Raw genomic sequence first — 23,665 nt, forward strand, 5'->3', positions numbered from 1 at the left:
CGTCTGCCAGATGCGGCGTATGAATCGGGCCGTATGTTACTTTTTCCTGCGACATCGCTCTCGTTTTCTTCGGTCGGCTGCTCGAATGCCGGCATTCTGCCGACAAACGCTCTTAACATGTTGCATTTCGGCATCGAAGCACATGTTAGACGCGATCATCTTCCCTTCTACACCCGGAAATGGGACATAAGTATGGCCATTTCATGCAACTAGAGGTTAGCCTCTTGATAAGAGGTATTTTTACAGCGAATTTTCGAGGTCCAACATGAGTCTGCAAGGACGGAGCTTCAGTGGAAAATCTTGGCAGGATGTTCTTCCCGAACTGACGCCACAGGACGCTAAGGCGCTGGAAGTAAAGAACAACCGCTTCCCACGAAAACTGCTTAACAACAAATCGACAGAGGTCGACCCCTATAGCCCCGAGGCCCTTGCCCGGGCCAACCCCTATATGCGTGCCACAACTTTGTCATTTTTGAACATGCATCAGCACGGGGAATTATTCGTTAATTTCCTCCGGGCGCGGCGCCGAATCTTTATCGACGACAAGCAATGGGATCTCCCTCAGGTTGATGGGATGGAGTTTGACCAATACGACACGCCCCGCGCGCGTTGGATCGTTTTGCATGAATATGGGGAGGTCATGGGCGGGGTCCGCCTAATGCCCACCACCTCGACCTGCGCGCAGTACAGCTACATGCTGCGCGATGCGCAACTGGGGATGCTGCCGGACATTCCGCAGGACGTGCTGTTCTTCAAAGCCCCCGTGCGCGACGACATCTGGGAAGCGACCCGTCTTTTCCTGACCAGCGCAGTCCCCGCGCAGCGCCGTATCGCCGTGCAGCGTATGCTGATGAACCAGATGGCCGGCGCCGCCCATGCCATGGGCGCCAGCCATGTTCTGGGCATCGTGCCCACCACCTTCAGCCGCTGGATGACACGGCTTGGCCTGATGAGCGCCGTGCCCGTAGGCCCGGTGCAAAACATCGACGGAGACCGCACGCAAGCGGCCTTGATGAACGTCAGCTACATCGGCGAGATGGCCCCGACCGAGAGCACCCACACGTTGCACTGACCCCGCACGGGCGCAGACCGATATGCCCTCCTCTTATGCCCCCTCGCCCGCAGGATACCCGTCCTGCGGGCAGCAGGTTTTACCGCCACCAGAAAGCCCCGCACGGCGCCCTGCCCCAGCGAACGCCCGCGTTTCGACATATTGTGGTCAAATTCCGTGAATAAACGGTTAAGATACCTCTGATACCAGAGGCGCCGCGACGCCCCGCTTAGCACCAACCGGAGCAGCGAATGCTGGAATTTGAAAATGTGTCCAAGTCCTTTTGGACGGGATCGCAGCACAAGGTCATTCTTGACCGGGTGTCTTTTCGCGTGGAGCTTGGCAACTCCTTGGGCATTCTGGCCCCCAACGGCACCGGCAAAACGACCCTGATCAACATGATGGCGGGACTGGAAAAACCCGACGAAGGAGAGATTAGGCGGGGCTGTAACATCTCGTTTCCATTGGGTTTTATGGGCGGCGTGGTCAATAAAGTCTCAGCCATGGAGAACGCCCGCTATATCGCGCGGCTCTATGGGCTTGACCCTGATTACGTCGAAAGCTTTTGCCGCTGGCTCTGCGGTTTGGGGGAATATTTCGACCAGCCGCTCGGCACCTATTCTGCGGGGATGCGGGCGCGTTTCTCTTTCGCGCTGATGTTGGCGCTGGATTTTGATATCTATCTGATTGACGAAGGCATGCCCGGCACGACAGACGTGGAATTCAACCGCAAGGCGGGCGATATTCTGAAAGAACGGCTGCGCACCACGACGATCATCATCGTCTCGCATCAGGCCCATACGCTTGAGAAATTTGCCCGCTCCGCCGCTGTCCTTTTGGACGGCAAGCTACATATGTTCGACACCTTGGAAGAAGCGAAACAGCTCTATGACTACGAAACCCAAGGCTAGAAAATTCCGCATCCGCAAGGCGCCGCCCCCCTCGGGCAGCAGCGCCGCGCCGAACAGCGCCGAGAAGGCGCAGGCGGACCAGACCGACGCCGAAAAGGCCGCGCGCAAGGCCAAGCTGCGCGCTGTCGCGGATGCGACCGAGGTAGAGCCCTCGCACAGCAAGGAAGCCTTGGAACATGCCGCCCGCAGCGGCAAAGCGCCCCATTCCGAAAGCGCCCGCTCGGGCGAGGTGTCTTCCGCCAACGAAGTCTCAGCCGAGCAGGACATCGACGCGATCCGCCGCGAAGGGCTGACAGGCCGCCAATTGCGCATGGCGCGGCGGGTGGCGCAGAAACACGGGCTGGCGCCAACCTCGGATTTCGACGCGGTGCGCCTTTTGCGGGCCAAGGGGATCGACCCGTTTCAGCGGTCCAACATGCTGGAACTCGTGGTGCCGCAGTCGGGCGATCCGGCGGACAGCGGTCTGCCCGCCACCCGCGGCCAGCCCGGCGACCCGAAGGTGCAACTGCCCCAGACCACGCCCCGCGGCCCGCGCGGCCTGCCCTCGACCGATGTCAGCCCCGCCGAGCGCCGCCAGCGCGAGATCTCGGACATTCAACGCGACATCACCCGCCGCCGCCGCCGCAAAGCGGCCATGCTGCTGGTCCGGCTTGCCTTTTTCGTCATGTTGCCCACGATCGCCGCAGGCTATTACTTCTACAAAATCGCCACGCCGATGTATGCCACCGAAAGCCAGTTTTTGATCATCCAGAACGAAGGCGGCGGTGGCTCCAGCCCCTTTGGCGGGCTGCTGCCCACACAATTCGCCAATAGCGCCGACAGCATCGCCACGCAGGCCTATCTCCAATCGAAAGACGCGATGCTACGCCTCGACGAAGACGCAGGTTTCCGCGCGCATTTCGCCGATCCGCAGATCGACGCCATCCAACGGCTTTCAGAAGACCCCAGCAACGAAGAAGCCTACAAAACCTACAAGAAGAACGTCAAAATCGGCTATGACCCGACCGAAGGCGTGATCCGGATGGAGGTGATCGCCGCCGATCCCGAGGTCTCGGAAGAATTCTCGAAACGTTTGCTCACCTATGCCGAAGAGCGGGTGAACAACCTGAGCAAGCAAAAGCGCGAAGACGGCATGCGCGACGCGCTGGAGGGTTATGAAACCGCGCTGGAGAACCGCCGCGCGGCGCAGGAGGCGCTGATCAAACTGCAGGTCGACAACAACGTCGACCCTGAGGCGATGATCGCCTCGATCCGCACGCAGATCACCAATTACGAGACCCTTTTGATCGAAAAGGAACTCGAACTCGCCGCCCTGCTCGACAACCAGCGCCCGAACCAAGCCAAGGTCGATGGCGCGCGCGGGGATGTGCGACGGCTGCGCGAACAGCTCACCAAACTGCGCGAGCGGATGACCGCCGCCAACGAAGGCGAAAACTCGCTGGCGCAACAGGCGGTCGCCGCACAGCTTGCGCAGGCCGATCTCGCCTCTGCCGACATGGTGCTGCAAAGCGCGCAAACCGCTATGGAGCAGGCCCGAACCGAGGCTGGGCGGCAGGTCCGCTACCTCACCGTGGCGGTCAACCCCGTGGCCCCGGACGAGGCGACCTACCCCCGCAAGTTCGAAAACACGATATTGGCTTTCCTTATCTTTTCAGGCATCTACCTGATGTTGTCCCTGACAGCGTCCATTCTAAGAGAACAGGTAACTTCATGACCCAGCTGCGCATTGGCAATATTACCGTCGGCAATGATCGTCCCCTCACCGTGATCGCTGGCCCCTGCCAGTTGGAGAGCGAAGACCACGCGCAGATGGTCGCGGGGGTGTTGAAAGAGGCATGTGACGCCGCCGGCGCGCAGTTCATCTTCAAGGGCAGCTATGACAAGGCCAACCGCACCTCCCTCTCGGGCAAGCGCGGTTTGGGCATCGAAAAGGGGCTGCAAGTCCTGCAATCCGTGGCGCGTGCCAATGACGTGCCGGTGCTGACGGATGTGCATAATGAAGCGCAATGCGCACAGGCCGGTGAAGTGGTCGACGTGCTGCAAATCCCCGCCTTCCTCTGCCGCCAAACCGACCTGCTGCTCGCCGCCGGGGAGACCGGAAAGGCGGTTAATGTGAAGAAGGGGCAGTTCCTCGCCCCTTGGGAGATGCAGAACATCGTCGATAAGATCGAAAGCACCGGGAACCGCAACATCCTGCTGACCGAACGCGGCACGACCTTCGGCTACAACACGCTGGTCGCCGACATGCGCAGCCTGCCGCAGATGGCTCAGACCGGCTACCCGGTGGTGATGGACGCGACCCACTCGGTCGCCCAGCCCGGCGGCAAGGGCGGGTCTTCGGGCGGCCAGCGTGAGTTTGCCCCGGTCATGGCCCGCGGTGCTGCCGCCATCGGCGTTGCGGCGATCTTCATGGAAACCCACGAAGACCCCGACCGCGCGCCTAGTGACGGGCCCAATATGATCTACCTCGACCAGATGCCCGGGCTGATTAACCTACTGATGCAATTCGACGCGCTGGCCAAAAGCCATCCGCTGACTTTCTAAATTTATCTTAAAAAGCGAGTATTTGACGTGAGTAAACCGGCCTCCACCGTGACCCCGAACACTTGGGAATTCCTGCGCGATGCGATGATCACCCCGACAGGTTTCCGCGAATATGACGCGCGTTGGAAATACCCCGACGACATCAACCTGCCCGGCATCACCGCCCTCGGCCTTGGGCTTGGCACGCAGATGCATGCGCGCGGGATTGAGCCTGTCATCGCCGTGGGCAATGACTATCGCGACTATTCGCTCTCAATCAAAAATGCGCTGATGCTGGGGCTGATGCAGGCCGGGATCACGGTTAAGGATATCGGCCCGGCGCTTTCCCCAATGGCCTATTTCGCCCAGTTCCACCTCGATGCCCCTGCCGTCGCCATGGTCACGGCGAGCCACAACCCGAACGGCTGGACCGGCGTCAAAATGGGTTTTCAGCGCCCCCTCACCCACGGCCCGGACGAGATGGCCGAACTGCGCGACATCGTCCTCAATGGCCGCGGCGAACAGCGTGCAGGCGGGGCTTACGAATTCGTCGACGGCGTGCGCGAAGCCTATCTGGATGACCTTGTGGGTGACTTCAAAATGACCCGCAAACTGAAAGTCGTTTGCGCCACCGGCAATGGCACCGCGTCGGCCTTCGCGCCCGAGCTGTTCCGCCGTTTGGGGGTCGAAGTCGTCGATAGCCACAACACACTCGACTACACCTTCCCCCATTACAACCCAAACCCCGAAGCCATGGAGATGCTGCACGACATGGCCGACAGCGTCCGCGCCTCCGGCGCTGATCTGGCGCTCGGTTTCGACGGTGACGGGGACCGCTGCGGCGTGGTGGATGACGAGGGCGAAGAGATCTTCGCCGACAAGATGGGTGTCATCATGGCCCGCGATCTGGCCAAACTGCACCCAAACAGCACTTTCGTCGCGGATGTGAAATCCACCGGCCTCTTTGCCTCGGATCCTGAGTTGCAGAAACACGGGGCCAAAGCGGACTATTGGAAAACCGGCCACAGCCACATGAAACGCCGGGTTAAAGAACTGGGCGCGCTGGCGGGGTTCGAAAAGTCCGGCCACTATTTCTTGGCCGAGCCGATTGGCCGGGGCTATGACTGCGGCATGCGCGTCGCGGTGGAAATCTGCAAGCTGATGGACCGCAACCCCGACAAATCCATGTCGGACCTGCGCCGCGCCCTGCCCCAGACCTATTCGACGCCCACCATGTCGCCCTATGCCTCGGACACCGAGAAATACGACATTCTCGACCGGATCGTGCAAAAGCTCACCGCCAAGGCCGAGGCCGGGGAGAAGATCGGCGGCCGCGCGATTGCCGAGGTCATCACCGTCAACGGCGCGCGCGTCATGCTCGACAACGGCGGCTGGGGTCTTGTGCGGGCCTCCTCCAACACGCCGAACCTGGTCGTGGTCTGCGAAAGCCCCGAATCTGACGCGGAAATGCGCGCGATCTTCGCCGATATCGATGCGGTGATCCGCACCGAGCCGGGCGTGGGCGATTACGATCAATCGATCTGATCGCCAGTTACGGCACCAGAACGACAAAGGCCCGGGGCATCGCCACCGGGCCTTTTTTCTTTGAACCAGAAGGTCTTACTTCAGCGCCGCTTCGCAAAAGGCGCGAATGCGCTCGGCATCCTTCACCCCCGGCGCGGTCTCGACCCCCGAAGAGACATCGACCTGCCGCGCCCCGGTGAGGGCAATCGCCTCCCCCACATTCTCGGCGTTCAGCCCGCCGGCGAGCATCCAAGGCTTCGGCCAGCGCCGCCCGGCGATCAGCCGCCAGTCAAAGGCCAGCCCGTTGCCCCCCGGCAGCACCGCGTCCTTGGGCGGTTTGGCATCGACCAAAAGCTGATCCGCGACGGTGACATAGTCGTTCAGCAGCGCCAGATCATCGCGATCGGCCACGCCGACGGCCTTCATCACCGGTAGCCCATAGCGCGCCTTGACCTCGGCCACCCGCGCCGGGCTTTCGCTGCCGTGCAGCTGTAGCATGTCCAGAAAGGGCACCGCGGCCAGCAGCGCATCCAGCGCCGCATCGTCGGCATTGACGGTCAGCGCGACCTTGCAAATGCCGTCAGGCACCGCTTCGGTCATATGCGCCGCGGCCTCCAGCGACAGATGGCGGGGGGATTTTTCGAAAAAGACGAACCCCAAAGTGCGTGCGCCCGCTAAAAGGGCGGCGGGCACATCAGCGGGGTCGGTCAGACCGCAGATTTTTACGTTAACGTTCTCAGGCATGGGTGGGGTTTAGCCTGCTTCGTCGAGCAGCGCCAGCACCTCATCCTTGCCCTGATGCTTCTCTTCCTTGAGGCGGATCACCTCACGCTCCAACCGACGACGCTCACGCGCTTGCCGCGCCAGTTCGGCCCGGTGGCCGTGTTCGCGGATCCACTCCCAAACGAAGCCCACCAAAAGCCCTACGATGATCCCGCCAAGGATTACGATAAAGAGCGGCAGTTCGACAGAGGGGTTCACGGCAAACCAACCTGAAATCTCGGTTGGAAGCACTTGAAGTGTCACGATATTCCGGTTCGCCAAAGCAACGGAAACCAGCGCAATCGCGAAAAGCGCGATGCAGGCATAACGAATGTAACGCATCAGCTTTTCCCGTTCAGCCGGTCACGCAAAAGCTTGCCCGTCTTGAAGAAGGGTACATGCTTTTCTTCGACATTCACCGTCTCACCAGTGCGCGGGTTGCGCCCCACACGGGCATCGCGTTTCTTAACCGAGAAAGCACCGAAGCCGCGCAATTCAACCCGGTCGCCACGCGCCATCGCGCCCGTGATCTCATCAAAGACCGTGTTTACGATCCGCTCAACATCACGTTGATAAAGATGCGGATTGTCGTCAGCGATCTTCTGGATCAGTTCCGACCGGATCATGGCACGTCCCCCAAGAATTTATTGATGTCTTACCCGACTATAGGAAATAACGCCCCACACGGGAAGGTGTTCCACCAGCGCCGCGATAGATTTTTCGCAGCGAAACCTCTGTTATTTCGGCTCTTTTCCGCCGCCTGCCGCCGCTGAAGGCCATGGCGCGTAGGGATTGGGCATAAGGGCCAAAACCCGCTTCGCGATTCGACCTTGCCCCCGGAACAGCAAAAGGCCCCGCATGTCGCCATGCGGGGCCTTCGCTAAGATTACATATTCAACCTGGAATATGCTTACTCGTCGTCGCCTTTCAGCGCCGCACCAAGGATGTCGCCCAAGCTCGCGCCGGAGTCGGAGGAACCGTACTGCTGTACCGCCTCTTTCTCTTCCGCGATCTCGCGTGCCTTGATGGAGACGCCCAGACGGTGTGCTTTCGCATCAACGTTGGTGATGCGCACGTCGACCTTGTCACCGACCGAGAAACGCTCGGGGCGCTGTTCGGCACGGTCACGGCTGAGGTCGGAACGACGGATGAAGCTCTTCATGCCTTCGTATTCGACTTCGATGCCGCCATCTTCGATGGAGGTCACGGTCACGGTCACGATCGAGCCGCGCTTCACGCCGCCCACGGCTTCGGCGAATTTGTCGCCACCGACGTTCTTGATCGAGAGCGAGATGCGCTCTTTCTCAACGTCCACTTCGGAGACAACGGCCTGAACCACGTCACCTTTGCGGTAGTCTTGGATCGCTTCCTCGCCGCGCTGGTCCCAGCTGAGGTCGGAAAGGTGAACCATACCGTCGATGTCGCCGGGCAGGCCAACGAACAGACCGAATTCGGTGATGTTCTTGACTTCGCCTTCGACTTCGGTGCCCTCGGGGTGGGTCTCAGCAAAGACTTCCCATGGGTTGCGCATGGTCTGCTTGAGACCAAGGGAAACGCGACGCTTGGCGCTGTCGATTTCCAGAACCATGACTTCGACTTCTTGGCTTGTGGACACGATCTTGCCGGGGTGCACGTTCTTCTTGGTCCAGGACATCTCGGAGACGTGGACCAGACCTTCGACACCGGGCTCCAGCTCGACGAATGCGCCGTAGTCGGTGATGTTGGTCACGCGGCCGCTGTGCACGGAACCCAGCGGGTATTTCGCGCCAACCAGATCCCACGGATCTTCCTGCAGCTGCTTCATGCCGAGGCTGATGCGGTGGGTCTCTTTGTTGATCTTGATGACCTGAACCTTGATGGTCTCGCCGATCGACAGGATCTCGGACGGGTGGTTCACGCGACGCCATGCCATGTCGGTGACGTGCAGCAAGCCGTCGACACCGCCAAGGTCAACAAACGCACCGTATTCGGTGATGTTCTTGACCACACCATCGACGGTCTGGCCTTCGGTCAGGTTGCCAATGACTTCGGCACGCTGTTCGGCGCGGGACTCTTCGAGGATCGCACGACGCGATACAACGATGTTGCCACGACGGCGGTCCATCTTGAGGATTTGGAACGGCTGCTTGAGACCCATGAGCGGGCCTGCGTCGCGTACGGGGCGCACGTCGACTTGGGAGCCGGGCAGGAATGCAACTGCGCCGCCGAGGTCGACGGTGAAGCCACCTTTGACACGGCCAAAGATCGCGCCTTCGACACGCTCTTCTGCGGCATAGGCTTTTTCCAGACGATCCCAGGCTTCCTCACGGCGGGCCATTTCGCGGCTGATGACGGCTTCGCCACGCGCGTTTTCGACTTGGCGAAGGAAAACTTCGACTTCGTCGCCAACTTCGATTTTGGGGGATTCGCCGGGATCAGCAAATTCTTTCAGCTCAACGCGGCCTTCCATTTTGTAGCCGACGTCGATGATGGCTTGGCCCGCTTCGACAGCGATCACCTTGCCTTTGACGACTGTGCCCTCTTGGGGCGTGTCCATTTCAAAGCTCTCGTTAAGAAGCGCTTCGAATTCGTCCATTGCTTTGGTCATGTAGCTTTTCGTATCCTTATCAAATGTTTCTGGCCGCGCGGTTGTCTCCGCCGGTCTGGAGTTGCAATTGGTCGTTGTGGTGGCACCGTGCCGATCTTGTCAGAGAAGCTCCGACATAAAAGCACAGCGGTTGACCCGCAGCCGAACGCAAACAAAAGAGGGCCGGTTAGTACCGACCCTGCCCGCTATATCGCGTCCGAAGCTGTAACCGCCCCTTAGACAAGGCGCGTATAGGCGAATTTTGACGCTCCTGCAAGGGCTATGGCGTGCTGGCCGGGGGATATGCGGGGTTCTGCCGGGCAAGGGTTCCGTAGCGCGCCAGAGGATAGACGGCACCACAACGGATCAGGGCCATCGCGGCGCTGCAACCTTTTCCTAGCGAACTGCACGGCCTCCGCCGCGGTAAGCCTGCCGCTCACCCGCCCCAGCCCGCGCCCAGCCCCGGCGCGGGTTTCGGCGGATCGGCAAGATCGCCTTCGGCAAGGTCACTGCCTTGATAGCTGGCAAGGTCCTCAACAAACTCCCACAGACGCAGGAAAGTGTAATCGACCTTTCCTAACGCCTCCGCCACGGCGGCGGGGTTCGACCGGTCCAAGGCGCATAGCGCGCGCATGCTCTCATTCACCATCGGCTTGATATCCTGCGCGCATTCCTCGGTGAACCGCCGTAGAACGCTTTGCAGCTCAGACCGTTTTTGTTCCTGCGTGGCCACGCCCAGTTGCAGCGCGGTCTTGTGAAGCGCGTGAAAGGCGGAACGCCTGAGCGTGCTTTGCGACAATTCATCCTTGGCGATATAGTCACTACAGCCGCCGCGCAGCGCTTCGATTGCGACGTCGCTCTGCTCCGTCCCGGTGACCATCACCGTGGCGACACCGCCGTTGCGAGGGTGGGCGCGGATCATCTGCAAGCCGCGCAGGCCATCCCCATCGGGCAGGTTGTAGTCCAGCAAGATCAGGTCAAACGCCCCCTCCTCTAACTGCTGGCCGAGGGCGGCAAGGCTCTCCGCCTCTGTCAAAGAGACAGGAAAGTCCAGCCCGCCGCAGAGCCGTTTGATCCGCATCCGGTCAAAGCGCTGGTCATCTACGATCAAGATGCGCGCCGCCGCCAAAGGCTCAGCCGCGCCATCCGCCCTATCGCCTGCACCGCTTCCGCGCCTTGCCACGCTCATCAGCCGTCCCCCTGCTTTGCCTCGGCATTTAGACCCACGGAGCCTAACAAATGGTTAACCCGCCCCTAATCGCCGCCAGCCTTGCAGAGGAATGTTGCGGTGGCGCGGCGAGGCCGCTACATGAGCCGCCATGAGTGATACAACACGCCCCCGCCGCAACTTCTATGGCCGCCTCAAAGGCAAAGCGCTGAAGAAGTCGCAAAAGACCTATATCGATGAAGACCTCGACGCATTGTCGCCGGGGGCCGTCGATTGGGAGAGCAATCCCGACCGAAGGCCCCTTGACCTTGATACGCTGTTTGGCGGGCGCAAGGTCTGGCTGGAAATCGGCTTTGGCGGTGGTGAGCATCTGGTGCATCAAGCCGGGCAGAACCCCGATGTAGGCATCATCGGCTGCGAGCCTTACATCAACGGCGTCGCCATGCTGCTGGGCAAAATCCGGCGCGCGGGCGTGGACAACCTCGCCATTCACCCCGGTGACGTGCGCGATATGTTCGACGTGCTGCCCGAAGACTCCATCGACCGGGCGTTCCTGCTCTATCCCGATCCTTGGCCGAAAACCCGCCACCACCGCCGCCGTTTCGTCACGCCCGAGCATCTGGAGCCGCTGGCCCGCGTGCTGAAACCCGGCGCGATCTTCCGCGTGGCGACGGATATCGAGGATTACGTTCGCCAGACGCTCGAACAGGTGCCGCAGCATGGGTTTGATTGGCTGGCCGAAGGGCCTGACGATTGGCGCGCGCCTTGGGATGACTGGATTTCGACCCGCTATGAGCAAAAGGCGCTGCGCGAAGGGCGCACCCCGCATTACCTGACCTTCCGCAAACGCTAAGTATTTGCGGCTGATACCACCCCGTCTACAATCCATCGCACGCGCGGCGATGGACGCTGCCGCCCGCCTGCGATAATAGGAACCTTGAGCAGATCAGAGGTACCTCATGTCCAGTCACGGCAGCCCCATTCCCATGTCATCGCGCGCCTGCGGGCCGCTTAGCGGCACCGCCGAAGTGCCCGGCGACAAGTCGATCTCGCACCGCAGCCTGATCCTTGGCGCTATGACCGTGGGCGAGACCACGATCACCGGGCTTTTGGAGGGGCAAGACGTGCTCGACACCGCCAAAGCCATGCGCGCTTTCGGGGCCGAGGTGGTCGACCATGGCGGCGGCTCTTATTCCGTGCATGGCGTGGGTGTCGGCGGCTTTGCCGAGCCGGACAATGTGATCGACTGCGGCAATTCCGGCACTGGCGTGCGGTTGTTGATGGGGGCGATGGCGACCTCTCCGATCTCGGTCACCTTCACTGGCGATGCCAGCCTCAACAGCCGCCCGATGGCGCGGGTGACCGATCCGCTGGCGCTGTTCGGCACGCAATCCGTGGGCCGCGCCGGGGGCCGCCTGCCGATGACGCTCGTGGGTGCCGCCGAGCCTGTGCCCGTGCGCTACACCGTGCCCGTGCCGTCGGCGCAGGTGAAATCCGCGGTGCTGCTGGCGGGGCTGAATGCGCCGGGCAAAACCGTGGTGATCGAGGCCGAGGCCACCCGCGACCATACCGAACGGATGCTGGCGGGCTTTGGCGCAGAGATCACGGTTGAAGAGACAGACGAGGGCCGCGTCATCACCCTGACCGGCCAGCCCGAGTTGAAGCCGCAGCATATCGACGTGCCGCGCGACCCCTCCTCCGCCGCTTTCCCCGTTTGTGCCGCGCTGATCGTGCCCGGCTCGGACGTGCTGGTGCCGGGCATCGGCTTGAACCCGACCCGCGCGGGGCTGTTCACCACCCTGCGCGAGATGGGCGCGGATCTGACTTATGAAAACGAACGTACCGAGGGCGGCGAGCCTGTGGCCGACCTGCGCGCAAAGTTCTCGCCCAACCTCAAGGGCATCGAAGTACCGCCCGAACGTGCGGCGAGCATGATCGACGAATACCCCGTGCTCTCGGTCGTGGCGGCCTGTGCGACGGGCGAGACCGTGATGCGCGGCGTCAAGGAACTCCGCGTCAAGGAAAGCGACCGGATTGAGGCCATGGCCAGCGGCCTGCGCGCCAATGGGGTCGCGGTCGAAGACGGGCCAGATTGGTGGACTGTCAAAGGGCTGGGCCATGGCAATATCCCCGGCGGTGCAACCTGTCAGAGCCATCTCGACCACCGCATCGCCATGTCGTTCCTGATCCTTGGCATGGTCGCGCAACAGCCGGTACAGGTGGACGATGGCGGGCCCATCGCCACCTCCTTCCCGATTTTCGAGCCGCTGATGGCCTGCTTGGGTGCGCAGGTCGAACGGTTGCCTGCGTGACAGGCGACCGGCTGATCTGGCTCAGCCTTTGCGCTGCACTGGCCTTTGCAGCCCTTGCGGGCTTTGCCGAAACGCATCTGCGCGCGGCGGGCATGGGCGTCTTGGACGGGCGGCTTCTGGGCTATGATCGGCCCGAGGCGCGCGCCTATCTGTCAGCACTCAGCCCCGAGCAGACGGCGCTGTATCTCGGCCAGTTCCGGCTGGCCGACACCGCCTTCCCCGCCCTTTTGGCGCTGGCCTTGCTGCTGTGGTTCCGGCGCTGGTCGTCGGGCGGGCTGCGGCTGGGGCTGACGCTGGCCGTGGCGCTGTATCTGGGGGCGGATTACACCGAAAACATGCTGATCGGGCGGCTGGTCGAATTGGGGCCGGACCGGATCACCGCACAGGCCGTCGCAACGGCGAGCCTGTTCACAAAGGCGAAATGGGTGATACTGGCGGGCTGTTTCACGGCGGCCCTGCTGCTTGGCCTGCGGGCCCGGAACAAGAGGAATTTGCAATGACGGATAACAAAACCAACGGCATCACCGTTGCCATCGACGGCCCCGCCGCGGCGGGCAAAGGCACCGTGGCCAAGGCGGTGGCGGCGCATTTTGGTTTTGCGCATCTCGACACCGGGCTTTTGTACCGCGCGGTCGCGGCCAAGACCCTCACCGGGATGGACCCGGAAGAAGCGGCCCAGAGCCTCGCCCCCGTCGATCTGGAAGACCCTACTCTGCGCAGCCCCGAGGTTGCCCAAGAGGCCAGCAAAGTGGCGGTGATCCCCGCGGTGCGTGCCGCCCTTGTGCGGTTCCAGCGCAGCTTTGCCACCCGCGCGGGCGGTGCGGTGCTCGACGGGCGGGACATCGGCACGGTGATCTGCCCCGACGCGCCGGTCAAACTCTTCATCACCGCCAGTCCCGAAGTGCGCGCGCAGCGCCGTTTCGCTGAGCTATCGGGCAAGGGGATCGAGACCAGCTATGAAGATGTGTTGGAAGACGTGCGCCAGCGCGACCTGCGCGACATGAGCCGGGACCAAGCGCCGCTGAAACCCGCCGAGGATGCCAAGCAGATCGACACGACGGAAATGGCGATCGAAGATGCGGTGGCCGCCGCCGTGGCCTTGGTCGAGGCGAAACGGGGCTGACCCCCGCCGCGAAAGGGGTGGGCGCTGTCGCCCACCCCCTGAATACTTAGACAGCCGCTTTCAACTGATCGACCAGATCGCGGCGTTCCCAGCTGAAACCGCCATCCGCGTCGGGCGCGCGGCCAAAGTGGCCATAGGCCGCCGTGCGCTGGTAGATCGGCTTGTTCAATTGCAAATGCTCGCGAATGCCGCGCGGGGTCAGGTCAATGATCTGGCGGATCGCTTTTTCGATCGCGGCGTCATGCACGTCACCGGTGCCATGGGTGTCGCAATAGATCGACAGCGGCTCGCTCACGCCAATTGCATAGCTCAGTTGGATGGTGCATTTGTTCGCCAGCCCTGCCGCTACGACGTTCTTGGCCAGATAGCGCGCCACATAGGCCGCCGAACGGTCGACCTTGGTCGGGTCTTTGCCCGAAAACGCGCCGCCGCCATGCGGTGCGGCCCCGCCATAGGTGTCGACGATGATCTTGCGGCCCGTGAGACCCGCGTCGCCATCCGGTCCGCCGATCACGAAAACGCCGGTGGGGTTCACATGCCAAACGGTGTCGGCGTCGATCCAGCCTTCGGGCAGCACCTCGCGGATATAGGGCTCAACGATCTCGCGGATATCGGCGCTGGTCTGGCTTTCGCTCTCATGCTGGGTCGACAGCACGATGGAGCTTACGCCCACCGGTTTGCCGTTCTCGTAACGCACCGAAAGTTGGCTTTTCGCATCGGGCCGCAGGGTCGGCTCGGTCCCGTCTTTGCGCACCTCGGCCAGACGGCGCAGGATCGCATGGGCGTAGTGGATCGGCGCGGGCATCAACTCGGGCGTCTCATCGGTGGCAAAACCGAACATGATGCCCTGATCGCCTGCGCCTTCTTCCTTGCCATCGGCGGCATCGACGCCTTGGGCGATATGCGCCGACTGCGGGTGCAGCAGATTGGTGATCTCACATGTCGCGTGGTGGAACTCGTCCTGCTCGTAACCGATGTCTTTGATGCAGGCGCGGGCAATATCCTCAACACCCGCCAGATATTCATCGAGCTTGGTCTTGTTGGCCAGCCCGACCTCGCCCCCGATCACGACGCGGTTGGTGGTGGCAAAGGTTTCGGCGGCGACCCGCGCTTCGGGTTCCTCGCTGATGAAAGCGTCGAGGATGGCATCGGAAATCCGGTCGCAGACCTTATCCGGGTGCCCCTCGGAAACGGATTCCGAAGTGAAAGTATAGTTCTGACGGGACATGTAGTGCTCCAATAAAAATTACGCACCACGTCAGGAAGCCGTTGTGGTGCTCTCCCAACGGCTTAGACAACCGCTGGTGGATGGTCAATCGGCATTCCCCGGGCTGCGACGGCGGGCCACGGCAAGCCCGCCAAGGCAGAGGGTCAGAAGCAGGATCAAAGGCAAATCACCGCTGCGGGTGTAGAGCGTGGGCGCCAGCGGCGCCGGCAGCGGCGCGTCGATGAAGCCCGCGGAATTGAGCGGCAGCGAAGCGATCACCCGCCCCTGCGGGTCGATCATCGCCGAGATGCCGGTATTGGCCGCCCGGGCCATGGGCAGCCCCTGCTCGATCGCGCGCATCCGCGCTTGGGCCAGATGCTGGCGCGGACCTGCGGCCTTGCCGAACCATGCGTCATTGGTGACCTGCATCAGAAACGCGGGCCGCGCTGGCGCGGCGTTCACATCATGGGCAAAGACGGCCTCGTAGCAAATCAAGGGCAATGCAGCACCGAGCGGCCCCAGTTCCAAAACCTGCGCGCCCGGCCCGCTGGAAAAACCGTTCCCCTCCTGCGCGGCGAGGCCGTGGATACCGAAACGCCCCATCAGATCACCCAATGGCATATATTCGCCAAAGGGCACGAGGTGATGTTTGTCATAAAGCTGATCGACCGCGCCGCCTTCGTCCAACACAACGAGCGAGTTGAAATAGCGCATGTTCGACCGACGCTGCACGCCCAGCACAACCGGCACGTCCGAGACCGCGCCGATCTCATCCAAGGCGCTCCCCGCCATGTCCAACGACCATGGGATGGCGGTCTCGGGCCAGATCACCAGATCGGGGGCCGTGCTTTCGTCTTGCGGCTCGGCGGCGGTGTAGTCGAGCTGGCGGGAGAAATAGAATTCAAAGGTATCGGGGTTCCACTTATCGCGTTGCGCGGCATTGGGCTGCACCAAACGCACCACGTTCTCGGTCAGCACCGCGGGCGGCGCTTGCGGGGGCAGCAGCAACAGCAGCACCGTCGACAAGGCCAACGCCCCCTGCCCCAATCGCAGGCTCAAAGGGCCGCGCAGCAGCAAGATCGCGGCAATGGCGAATAGCCAGAGGTTCAGCGCATAGGGGCCGACCCAAGCGAGGCCCTGCCCCGCCATCACGCCGACCAGTCCTTGAGCGGGCATGGCCCATGGGAAGCCGGTGAAGATATAGGCACGCAGCAGTTCCACCGCCGCCCAAGTCAGCGCCAGCGCCAGCCCACGCTTCGGCGCGATCCAACGGGCGAGGCCGAAGGCCAGCCCCCAGAACAGCGCCATGCCCGCGGCCAGAAGGATCAGCGCAAAAGGCGCCATCCACCCATGCCGCGCCACATCGACCATGAAGGGCGAGACGATCCATTGCAGCGCATGCAGGAAGTAGCCAAAACCAAAGCCCCAGCCCAAAAGCGCCGCCCGCAGTGGCCCGCCGGATTGCGCGCGAAACAGCCAAAACGCCGCCACCAGCCCGGCAAAGAGCAAAAGTGGCAGTTCATAAGGCGCTTGCCCGAAGGCTGCGATGGCCCCGGCGAGGGGGGCCAGCAGCAACCGGCCCCGCATCGCCAGCCGTTGCCTCATCCCCCGGCCCCTTGGGTGCGGACCCGCAACCGTTTGATGCGGCGCGGGTCGGCGTCGATCACCTCGAACTCCGGCCCGTCGGGGTGCAAGACCACCTCGCCCCGCGCAGGCACGCGGCCCGACAGCATGAAGACCAAGCCGCCAAGCGTGTCGATCTCTTCTTCGTCGACGGTTTCATGGTCGGTCAGGGAATGGCCAATCTCAGCCTCGAAATCCCCCAGCGGGGTCTTGGCGAGCGCGAGATAAGTGCCGGGCTTTTCGACTGTCCAATAGGTGCCTTCGTCAACGTCATGTTCGTCTTCGATCTCACCTATGACCTGTTCGATCAGGTCTTCGATGGTCACCAGCCCGTCGACACCGCCATATTCGTCGATCACCAAGGCCATATGCCGCCGCTCGGCCTGCATCTTGGTCAGCAGCACGCCGATGGTCATCGACGGCGGCACATAGACCAAGGGCCGCAGCAGGGTGCGCAGATCGAACTTGGTGTTTTTGCCATTGAACCCGTGGTTTAGCGCAAGGTCTTTGAGGTGGACCATGCCCACGGGCGTGTCGAGCGTGCCATCATAGACCGGCAGGCGGGTCATCCCGCTTTCCCTGAAGACCGAGACCAGTTCATCCAGCGTGGCGCTGACCGGCACGGCGGTGATATCCGCCTTTGGGATCGCCACGTCATCGACCCGCATCCGGCGCAGGTTCATCATGCCATGGCCCGTGGGCCGCTCGGCCTCTGCCGAGGTCTCTGGCGTGTCGTCCTCGCTGTCCGATGGGCTTAGCGCCTCGAACACCCGAGAAAAGAAATTACCGGTGCGCATCGCGCCATCATCCGGCTGCTCATGTCTGTCTTCATCTATCAGCGCGCTCTGCGCCGCGTCAGATGATCCGTCTGTATCGCCCATTGGGTCCCGTCTGTGTTACAAAGCCCCTCAAGGCCCATTTTCCTTATATGGGTCATCATAACCCATTTTGCCAAGTATTTCGCGCTCCAACCCCTCCATCAACGTCGCGTCGGGGTCATTTTCATGGTCATAGCCCAGAAGATGCAACAGCCCGTGCACGATTAAATGGGTCACATGGGCATCTAATGGCTTCTCCGCCGCCGCGGCTTCGGCGGCGCAGGTCTCGAAAGCCAAGGCGATGTCGCCCAGTTCGAGCATCCCGTCAATGCCGGGGGCGACAGGCAGCGGATCGCCGCCCGGGGTGACCGCCCCGCGTTCCTCCGCAGGCCAACTTAGCACATTGGTCGCCCGCGCTTTGCCGCGAAAGTCTTCGTTTAGCGCCGCAATGCGGCTGTCGTCGCAGGCCAGCAGGGTCATCTCAGCGGCTTCGGCATCAAGGCCGAGATGGCCCAGGGTAGCCCGCGCCGCGGCATGAGCGCGCGCTTCAAGGTCGACCGCCGCCCAACGGTCGTCTTCGATCACGATGTCGAAATCTTCCAGCATCACGTCAAGCGGCACCGCTATCGGCCTCATAAGCTTCGATAATCGCGGCGACCAGCGGATGGCGCACCACGTCTTTGGACGAGAAGTAGTTGAAGCTGATGCTGGGGATTTGCTTGAGCAAGCGCTCCGCATCCTGAAGCCCCGATTGCACCCCGCGCGGCAGGTCGATCTGGGTCCGGTCGCCGGTGATCACCATGCGCGAATTCTGCCCCAGGCGGGTCAGGAACATCTTCATCTGCATCGAAGTGGCGTTTTGCGCCTCGTCCAGCACCACGAAAGCGTTCGACAGCGTGCGACCCCGCATGAAGGCCAGCGGCGCGATCTCAATGCGCTTTTCCTCCAGCAGTTTGGCCAATTGCTTGCTCGGCAAAAAGTCGTTCAGCGCGTCGTAGAGCGGCTGCATATAGGGGTCGACCTTGTCTTTCATGTCGCCCGGCAGATAGCCCAGCTTCTCGCCCGCCTCGACCGCGGGGCGGCTGAGGATGATCCGGTCCACATGGCCGCCGATGAACATCGACACGCCCACGGCGACAGCCAGATAGGTCTTGCCGGTGCCCGCAGGGCCGATGCCAAAGGCCAGTTCGTTGTCGAAGAGCGATTGCACATAGGCTTTCTGCGCATCGGTGCGCGGCTCCACCCGTTTCTTGCGGGTCTGGATTTCGATCGCATCCGAGATCGGCATTTCAAGCTGGTCACCCTGACGCACGCCGGTGCCCGCGCCGGAGTTGCCCATGCGCAGCAGCCCGTCCACATCCGCAGGTTCAACCGCGCGGCCACTTTCCAGCCGGACATAGAGTGCATTGAGCAGGCTCTCGGCCTTCTCAACGGCCTCGCCCTCACCCAGAATTTGCAAGTGGTTGCCACGCCGGATGATCTGCACCTCAAGCGATTTCTCGATAGCCGCCAGATGCGCGTCATAGGCGCCGCAGAGGTCGATCAAAAGGCGGTTGTCGGGAAATTCCACCACCCGTTCGGCCGCGGTTTCCGGTGTCATCAGATCAGTTGAAGGCAATGCGCGTATCCTTTGTGAAGCACTAAATGTTGAAATAGTCAGACCGGATCGATTTACCAACCCGTCGCGACAAAAAGGGCCGAAGCGCAACGCGCTCCGGCCCGGGGTCTTTGATATGGCCCGCCAAGGTCAGTTCGGGTCTTTGATGTTGGAGCCACCTTTGAAGTGGCCCGCGGTATGTGTCGGTGGCGCCACGCCCGAGCAGACCGGCTTGCCGAATTTATCAAGCCGTGCCGAAAGATAGCCCTCGACCCCGTCGTCGATGATCCAGTGGTCGCAACCGTTCGGATCGACCCAGATGCCCGCCTGAAGGTTGCTCAGGTGCTTTTTGTCGATGCCCCGGTCAAAGGTCTTATCCGAAGGGTAGCCCCGGCCCAGACCGCCTTCGTAATCGGTACAGGCCGACAGGCCGACGGCACAGGCTGTGACCATGAGAAGTTTCGTCTTAATCACTTTTGTGGTCCCTTCAGCGAATGCAGATGATTTCGACACGGCGGTTCTTGGCCATGTTCGCAGCGGAATTGTTCGGCACGGCGGGCATCCGTTCGCCATAGCCCCGCACATCGGCGATCTTGGCGCCCACTTGATTGGCGATGCGCGCCACGGCATTGGCCCGGTTGTAGGACAGGCGCATGTTATAGGCGTCCGACGCGCGGCTGTCGGTATGGCCGGTGATGATATAGGATACCGCCCCGGTCGATTGGAAGAAATTCGCCAGACGCGCCCGGCCTTGCGGCGAGATGCTGTATTTGTCGGTGGCAAAGAACTGATCCGCCTCCATCACGCCGCAGACATCGCCGCGGCGGCACACCGGAATGCCCTGCCGGGTGACATGGGGGGTCATATAGCCCTCTGCCCCGTCATCCATAACCCAATGTTCACAGCCATCCGGGTCGACCCAGATGGTCGGCGTGTAAACGCCCTTGTCGCGGCCCTGTTGCGAGGGTGTCTGCGCATCGACCGAGGTGCTGGCCACGGTCAGCGCCGCTGCCATCGTCAGGCTGGCCATGGCGCGCAGTGCTTTGGAAATAGTGGGTCCCACAGCGTTTGTCCTATTCTAATTTCTGGTTCTTATCTTTGGCAAATGCGACCCCTCCCCGGACCCGCGCCTTTTGAGTATAGGGTCAGGTTAGGTAAAAACGGTCTCGCTGTGAAGCTGTGAAATCAACATTTTGTGGCCGAACCTTGGCGGCTTACAACGAATCCGCCGCGGGGTAGCGGCAAAACGGCTTCGGAGCGCGGCCATTTCACCCTGCCCCGATCCGCCGAAAACAGGCCATTGACGACGGCTTGGCGACAATCCCGCACAAGCCCTTGGGATTGTTCGCAAACACCGGCCCCTGCCATTGAATTTTCTTGAAAATCGCACCTTTAGACCTAAACCTCTTTCCATCGGATCGCGAGGGTGGGACTTCGCGCGGCTTTGCCGATCTTGATTGCTGCAATGATAACTGGGGGACCAAACCATGATAAAAACGCTACTCGCCACCGCCGTCACCGGCCTGCTTGCCCTGCCCGCTTTCGCGGGGGGCGTGAAATACGCCTATCACAACCAAGGTGTGGCCCATCCCACGGGCAATGTGATCCACGTCAGCTGCTACCGCGGCCCGTGGAACGACGTGATCTGGGACCGGCCAAACTCAGTCTTCGTGGATAGCCTCGTGGCCGTGGGCTATGACTTTGCCACCGCCCATGCTGTGGCCGAGCGTGTTTGCCGGGATCACACACTCGTCGGCAACCCTGAGGGGTTGAAAGCGACGATGAAACGGATCTTTGCGGATGCCGCATCGCACCGCAAACACAACTACTGACAAGCCAAGGGTGCGCGGCGACGCGCACCCGTTGCAGGCCCCTTGGGGCTGCGGATCAGACCAGAACGGCGGCCAGAGAGTTCGTCTTGGCCTCAGTCACCCGCACGCGCTGGATATCACCGATCTGTGCCGTGCTATCCTCGATATGCACCGCGTGCAGATACTCCGACTTGCCGAGCATCTGACCGGGTAGACGGCCCTTCTTCTCAACCAGAACCGATACCTCGCGCCCGACCATTGATTGCTGGATTTCCTGCTGGTGCTGGGTGATTAGCCCTTGCAAGCGCTGCAAACGGTCGTCGGCCACGGCTGGATCGACCAGCGGACGTTCGGCTGCGGGGGTGCCAGGCCGGGTGGAGTATTTAAACGAATAGGCATAGCCGTAGCGCACCTGCCGGACGAGCTCCATCGTGGCCTCGAAATCCGCTTCGGTCTCTTCCGGGAAGCCGACGATGAAATCACCCGACAGCACGATGTCGGGCCGCGCTTCGCGGATGCGCTCGAGCAGTTTGAGGTAGCTCTCGGCGGTGTGGCTGCGGTTCATCCGTTTCAGAATATGGTCGCTGCCCGACTGCACCGGCAGATGCAGATAGGGCATCAGTTCAGGCACTTCGCCATGGGCCGCGATCAGATCGTCGCCCATGTCGTTGGGGTGGCTGGTGGTGTAGCGGATACGCTCCAGCCCGTCGATCTTGGCCAGCGCACGGATCAACCCGGCCAGCGTCATGCCGCCGTGGTAGGCATTGACGTTCTGGCCCAGCAAGGTGACCTCGCGCACGCCGCGCTCGACGAGATCGCGGGCCTCTTCCAACACCTTTTCGGCGGGGCGAGAGACTTCGGCGCCGCGGGTATAGGGCACCACGCAGAAGGCGCAGAACTTGTCGCAGCCCTCTTGCACGGTCAGGAAAGCCGCGGGGGCGCGTTTCGCCTTGGGGCGTCCCTTAAGGTGGTCGAATTTGTCTTCCGCCGGGAAATCAGTGTCGAGCGCGCTTTGCCCGCCCTGCACCTTCGCCTCCATCTCCGGCAGACGGTGATAGCTTTGGGGGCCAACCACCAGATCGACGGCAGGCTGGCGGCGCATGATCTCTTCGCCCTCGGCTTGGGCCACGCAGCCCGCCACGCCGATCTTCAGATCGGGCCGCGCGTCTTTCAGCGGTTTCAGACGGCCCAGTTCGGAATAGACCTTCTCCGCCGCCTTCTCGCGAATGTGGCAGGTGTTGAGCAGGATCATATCCGCGTCATCGGCGCGGTCGGTGGTGACATAGCCCTGCCCGCCCAGGCTCTCGGCCATGCGTTCGCTGTCATAGACGTTCATCTGGCAACCATAGGTCTTGATGAACAGCTTTTTCGGTTGGGTCATGGCGGGCATCCAAGGGTTTTGACGGATTTCGGGCAGATGGCGTCGTCTAACAGCGGTGGCCGCGTCTTGCAATGCACCCGGAATTGGCCGACTTTACCGGCGGCAAATTCCAGCGGGGGCCTATGCGGTATCGCGATCTCGACCAGCTTATAAAAGAGGGCCGCACGGCGCTGAACGCAGGCCCCATCGCCATGATCTTGGTCGAGGATGAGGTTGAGGTCGACACCACCCTGCGCCACCACCAACAGGCGGGGTTCGACAACGTCGTGGCGCTGATGCCCCCCGGTTTCGACCTGCCCCGCGACCTAGAGGAAAGCGTGCTGCGGGTCGACTATGACACCACTGCCGAAGCCGCGTTGGAGCGCGCCGTGAACCGCATGATCGCGGCGGTGCCGGGGCAATGGCTTTATTACTGCTACAACGCCGAATACCTGTTTCACCCCTTCAGCGAGACACGCAACGTCAAGGAATTGCTGGCCTTTCACAGCGAAGAGCGGCGCGATGCCATGCTGGCCTATGTGGTGGACCTCTATGCGCTGGACCTCAAGCAATACCCCGATGCCGTCTCACTGGATCAGGCGCATTTGGACCGCTCGGGCTATTACGCGCTGGCGCGCAAGGATGCGGCCCGGCAGGGGCATCCCAAGGAACGGCAGCTTGATTTCTTTGGCGGGCTGCGCTGGCGGTTCGAGGAACATGTGCCGCCGCAAAGCCGCAAGATCGACCGTATTCCGCTGTTTCGCGCCAAACCGGGGCTGAAGCTGCGCGGCGACCACACGTTCAACGACGAGGAATACAACACCTACGCTTGCGAATGGCACCACAACGTCACGGCGGCGATCTGCTCGTTCCGCACGGCCAAGGCGCTGAAGCGCAATCCCGGCAGCCGCTATGACATCGCTACATTCCAGTGGCACAACTCCGAGCCGTTCGAGTGGCATTCCCGGCAGTTGATGGATCTGGGTTTGATGGAGCCGGGGCAGTGGTTTTGAGGCAAGCGCGGCGGGCTTTATGGTCTCGACGGAGGCCATGACCTTTTCAAATTGTCCCGCCCGTGGGAACCACGGGCATCGCACTCCCTCCCCCCGGAGGGCGATCTTGCAACGTTTCGGCAAACGGACCAGTCAGGGTCTAGAATGACCGCCCCGCACCACGCGACCGCTCATCACCCACCAGGGAGGGCGACACCCTCAGCACATGGCGGCTAACCTTTTCGATGCCCGGACAAGATGCCGCCGGTATCCGCTACCCTCACCGTTCAGCCCGCAACCGCCCAAAACCCGCGCCC

23 protein-coding genes, 1 pseudogene and 1 riboswitch are annotated in these 23,665 nt (G+C 62.0%); of the genes and pseudogenes, 11 read left to right on the plus strand and 13 right to left on the minus strand.

The window, feature by feature from the left end; all coding sequences use genetic code 11:
* Positions 1-478: 478 nt before the first annotated feature.
* From ACGYLX_RS16065 to ACGYLX_RS16085, 5 genes are all read left to right on the plus strand, one after another.
* Positions 479-1,072, plus strand: coding sequence for an acyl-homoserine-lactone synthase (locus ACGYLX_RS16065; RefSeq protein ID WP_394450746.1), 594 nt, complete (start codon positions 479-481; stop codon positions 1,070-1,072).
* Between the two features lie 230 nt (positions 1,073-1,302).
* Positions 1,303-1,962, plus strand: a complete 660-nt coding sequence (locus ACGYLX_RS16070; RefSeq protein ID WP_067261436.1) for an ABC transporter ATP-binding protein — start codon at positions 1,303-1,305, stop codon at positions 1,960-1,962.
* Positions 1,940-3,676: a capsule biosynthesis protein gene (locus ACGYLX_RS16075; protein ID WP_394450748.1), complete on the plus strand. Its 1,737-nt coding sequence runs from the start codon at positions 1,940-1,942 to the stop codon at positions 3,674-3,676. The genes ACGYLX_RS16070 and ACGYLX_RS16075 overlap by 23 nt, the downstream gene beginning before the upstream one ends.
* Positions 3,673-4,506, plus strand: coding sequence for a 3-deoxy-8-phosphooctulonate synthase (kdsA, locus tag ACGYLX_RS16080; protein WP_394450750.1), 834 nt, complete (start codon positions 3,673-3,675; stop codon positions 4,504-4,506). The genes ACGYLX_RS16075 and kdsA overlap by 4 nt, the downstream gene beginning before the upstream one ends.
* A gap of 27 nt (positions 4,507-4,533) precedes the next feature.
* On the plus strand, positions 4,534-6,030 hold the full coding sequence (locus tag ACGYLX_RS16085) for a phosphomannomutase/phosphoglucomutase (protein WP_394450751.1): 1,497 nt from the start codon (positions 4,534-4,536) through the stop codon (positions 6,028-6,030).
* A gap of 75 nt (positions 6,031-6,105) precedes the next feature.
* Here the strand turns inward: ACGYLX_RS16085 and ACGYLX_RS16090 are convergent, their stop codons facing one another.
* The 5 genes and pseudogenes from ACGYLX_RS16090 to ACGYLX_RS16110 form a co-directional block, all read right to left on the minus strand.
* Entirely contained in the window at positions 6,106-6,753 is a 648-nt protein-coding gene (locus ACGYLX_RS16090; RefSeq protein ID WP_394450754.1) for a phosphoribosylanthranilate isomerase, read from the minus strand.
* Between the two features lie 9 nt (positions 6,754-6,762).
* The gene (locus ACGYLX_RS16095) at positions 6,763-7,113 is read right to left on the minus strand and encodes a lipopolysaccharide assembly protein LapA domain-containing protein (protein ID WP_394450756.1); all 351 of its coding nucleotides are present in this window, start codon (positions 7,111-7,113) and stop codon (positions 6,763-6,765) included.
* The gene (ihfB, locus tag ACGYLX_RS16100) at positions 7,113-7,397 is read right to left on the minus strand and encodes an integration host factor subunit beta (RefSeq protein ID WP_067261426.1); all 285 of its coding nucleotides are present in this window, start codon (positions 7,395-7,397) and stop codon (positions 7,113-7,115) included. Before ihfB ends, ACGYLX_RS16095 begins: the two co-directional genes overlap by 1 nt.
* Positions 7,398-7,681: 284 nt before the next feature.
* Positions 7,682-9,376, minus strand: a pseudogene (rpsA, locus tag ACGYLX_RS16105) (30S ribosomal protein S1); the annotation flags it as partial.
* Between the two features lie 397 nt (positions 9,377-9,773).
* Positions 9,774-10,526, minus strand: a complete 753-nt coding sequence (locus tag ACGYLX_RS16110) for a response regulator (protein ID WP_394450758.1) — start codon at positions 10,524-10,526, stop codon at positions 9,774-9,776.
* Between the two features lie 130 nt (positions 10,527-10,656).
* Between ACGYLX_RS16110 and trmB the strand changes: the two genes are divergently transcribed.
* The 4 genes from trmB to ACGYLX_RS16130 all read left to right on the plus strand — a co-directional run bounded on the left by trmB (position 10,657) and on the right by ACGYLX_RS16130 (position 13,940).
* Positions 10,657-11,358: a tRNA (guanosine(46)-N7)-methyltransferase TrmB gene (gene trmB / locus ACGYLX_RS16115; RefSeq protein ID WP_394432263.1), complete on the plus strand. Its 702-nt coding sequence runs from the start codon at positions 10,657-10,659 to the stop codon at positions 11,356-11,358.
* Positions 11,359-11,464: 106 nt separating this feature from the next.
* Positions 11,465-12,817 carry a 3-phosphoshikimate 1-carboxyvinyltransferase gene (aroA, locus tag ACGYLX_RS16120; protein ID WP_394450759.1) on the plus strand — a complete coding sequence of 451 codons (1,353 nt, stop codon included), beginning with the start codon at positions 11,465-11,467 and terminating at the stop codon, positions 12,815-12,817.
* Positions 12,814-13,317, plus strand: a complete 504-nt coding sequence (locus tag ACGYLX_RS16125; protein ID WP_394450761.1) for a hypothetical protein — start codon at positions 12,814-12,816, stop codon at positions 13,315-13,317. The genes aroA and ACGYLX_RS16125 overlap by 4 nt, the downstream gene beginning before the upstream one ends.
* On the plus strand, positions 13,314-13,940 hold the full coding sequence (locus tag ACGYLX_RS16130) for a (d)CMP kinase (RefSeq protein ID WP_394450763.1): 627 nt from the start codon (positions 13,314-13,316) through the stop codon (positions 13,938-13,940). Before ACGYLX_RS16125 ends, ACGYLX_RS16130 begins: the two co-directional genes overlap by 4 nt.
* Positions 13,941-13,986: 46 nt before the next feature.
* Here ACGYLX_RS16130 and metK read toward each other — a convergent pair whose 3' ends face one another.
* The 7 genes from metK to ACGYLX_RS16165 all read right to left on the minus strand — a co-directional run bounded on the left by metK (position 13,987) and on the right by ACGYLX_RS16165 (position 20,215).
* Positions 13,987-15,168 (minus strand): methionine adenosyltransferase, encoded by a 1,182-nt coding sequence (metK, locus tag ACGYLX_RS16135; RefSeq protein WP_271691856.1) that lies wholly within the window; start codon positions 15,166-15,168, stop codon positions 13,987-13,989.
* Positions 15,169-15,172: 4 nt separating this feature from the next.
* Positions 15,173-15,221: riboswitch (SAM-SAH riboswitch) on the minus strand.
* 31 nt (positions 15,222-15,252) lie between these two features.
* Positions 15,253-16,752: an apolipoprotein N-acyltransferase gene (gene lnt, locus ACGYLX_RS16140; protein ID WP_394450765.1), complete on the minus strand. Its 1,500-nt coding sequence runs from the start codon at positions 16,750-16,752 to the stop codon at positions 15,253-15,255.
* On the minus strand, positions 16,749-17,651 hold the full coding sequence (locus ACGYLX_RS16145; RefSeq protein WP_394450767.1) for a hemolysin family protein: 903 nt from the start codon (positions 17,649-17,651) through the stop codon (positions 16,749-16,751). The genes lnt and ACGYLX_RS16145 overlap by 4 nt, the downstream gene beginning before the upstream one ends.
* A gap of 27 nt (positions 17,652-17,678) precedes the next feature.
* A complete protein-coding gene (gene ybeY, locus ACGYLX_RS16150; protein WP_271689432.1) occupies positions 17,679-18,224 on the minus strand; it encodes an rRNA maturation RNase YbeY in 546 nt (181 codons plus the stop codon).
* Positions 18,199-19,188, minus strand: a complete 990-nt coding sequence (locus ACGYLX_RS16155; protein WP_067261409.1) for a PhoH family protein — start codon at positions 19,186-19,188, stop codon at positions 18,199-18,201. Before ACGYLX_RS16155 ends, ybeY begins: the two co-directional genes overlap by 26 nt.
* A gap of 147 nt (positions 19,189-19,335) precedes the next feature.
* Complete coding sequence (locus ACGYLX_RS16160) at positions 19,336-19,659, minus strand: hypothetical protein (RefSeq protein ID WP_197470808.1); 324 nt, start codon at positions 19,657-19,659, stop codon at positions 19,336-19,338.
* Positions 19,660-19,672: 13 nt separating this feature from the next.
* A complete protein-coding gene (locus ACGYLX_RS16165; protein ID WP_394376182.1) occupies positions 19,673-20,215 on the minus strand; it encodes an OmpA family protein in 543 nt (180 codons plus the stop codon).
* A gap of 457 nt (positions 20,216-20,672) precedes the next feature.
* On the opposite strand from ACGYLX_RS16165, the gene ACGYLX_RS16170 reads away from it, so the two are divergent.
* Positions 20,673-21,017 (plus strand): hypothetical protein, encoded by a 345-nt coding sequence (locus tag ACGYLX_RS16170; RefSeq protein WP_394403095.1) that lies wholly within the window; start codon positions 20,673-20,675, stop codon positions 21,015-21,017.
* 55 nt (positions 21,018-21,072) lie between these two features.
* On the opposite strand, the gene miaB is transcribed toward ACGYLX_RS16170, so the two are convergent.
* Positions 21,073-22,377, minus strand: coding sequence for a tRNA (N6-isopentenyl adenosine(37)-C2)-methylthiotransferase MiaB (gene miaB, locus ACGYLX_RS16175; RefSeq protein WP_394403097.1), 1,305 nt, complete (start codon positions 22,375-22,377; stop codon positions 21,073-21,075).
* Between the two features lie 122 nt (positions 22,378-22,499).
* On the opposite strand from miaB, the gene ACGYLX_RS16180 reads away from it, so the two are divergent.
* On the plus strand, positions 22,500-23,369 hold the full coding sequence (locus ACGYLX_RS16180) for a hypothetical protein (RefSeq protein ID WP_394450769.1): 870 nt from the start codon (positions 22,500-22,502) through the stop codon (positions 23,367-23,369).
* The last annotated feature ends 296 nt before the right edge of the window (positions 23,370-23,665 follow it).

The organism is Sulfitobacter sp. 1A13496 (genome assembly GCF_043557225.1).
Lineage (GTDB): Bacteria > Pseudomonadota > Alphaproteobacteria > Rhodobacterales > Rhodobacteraceae > Sulfitobacter > Sulfitobacter faviae.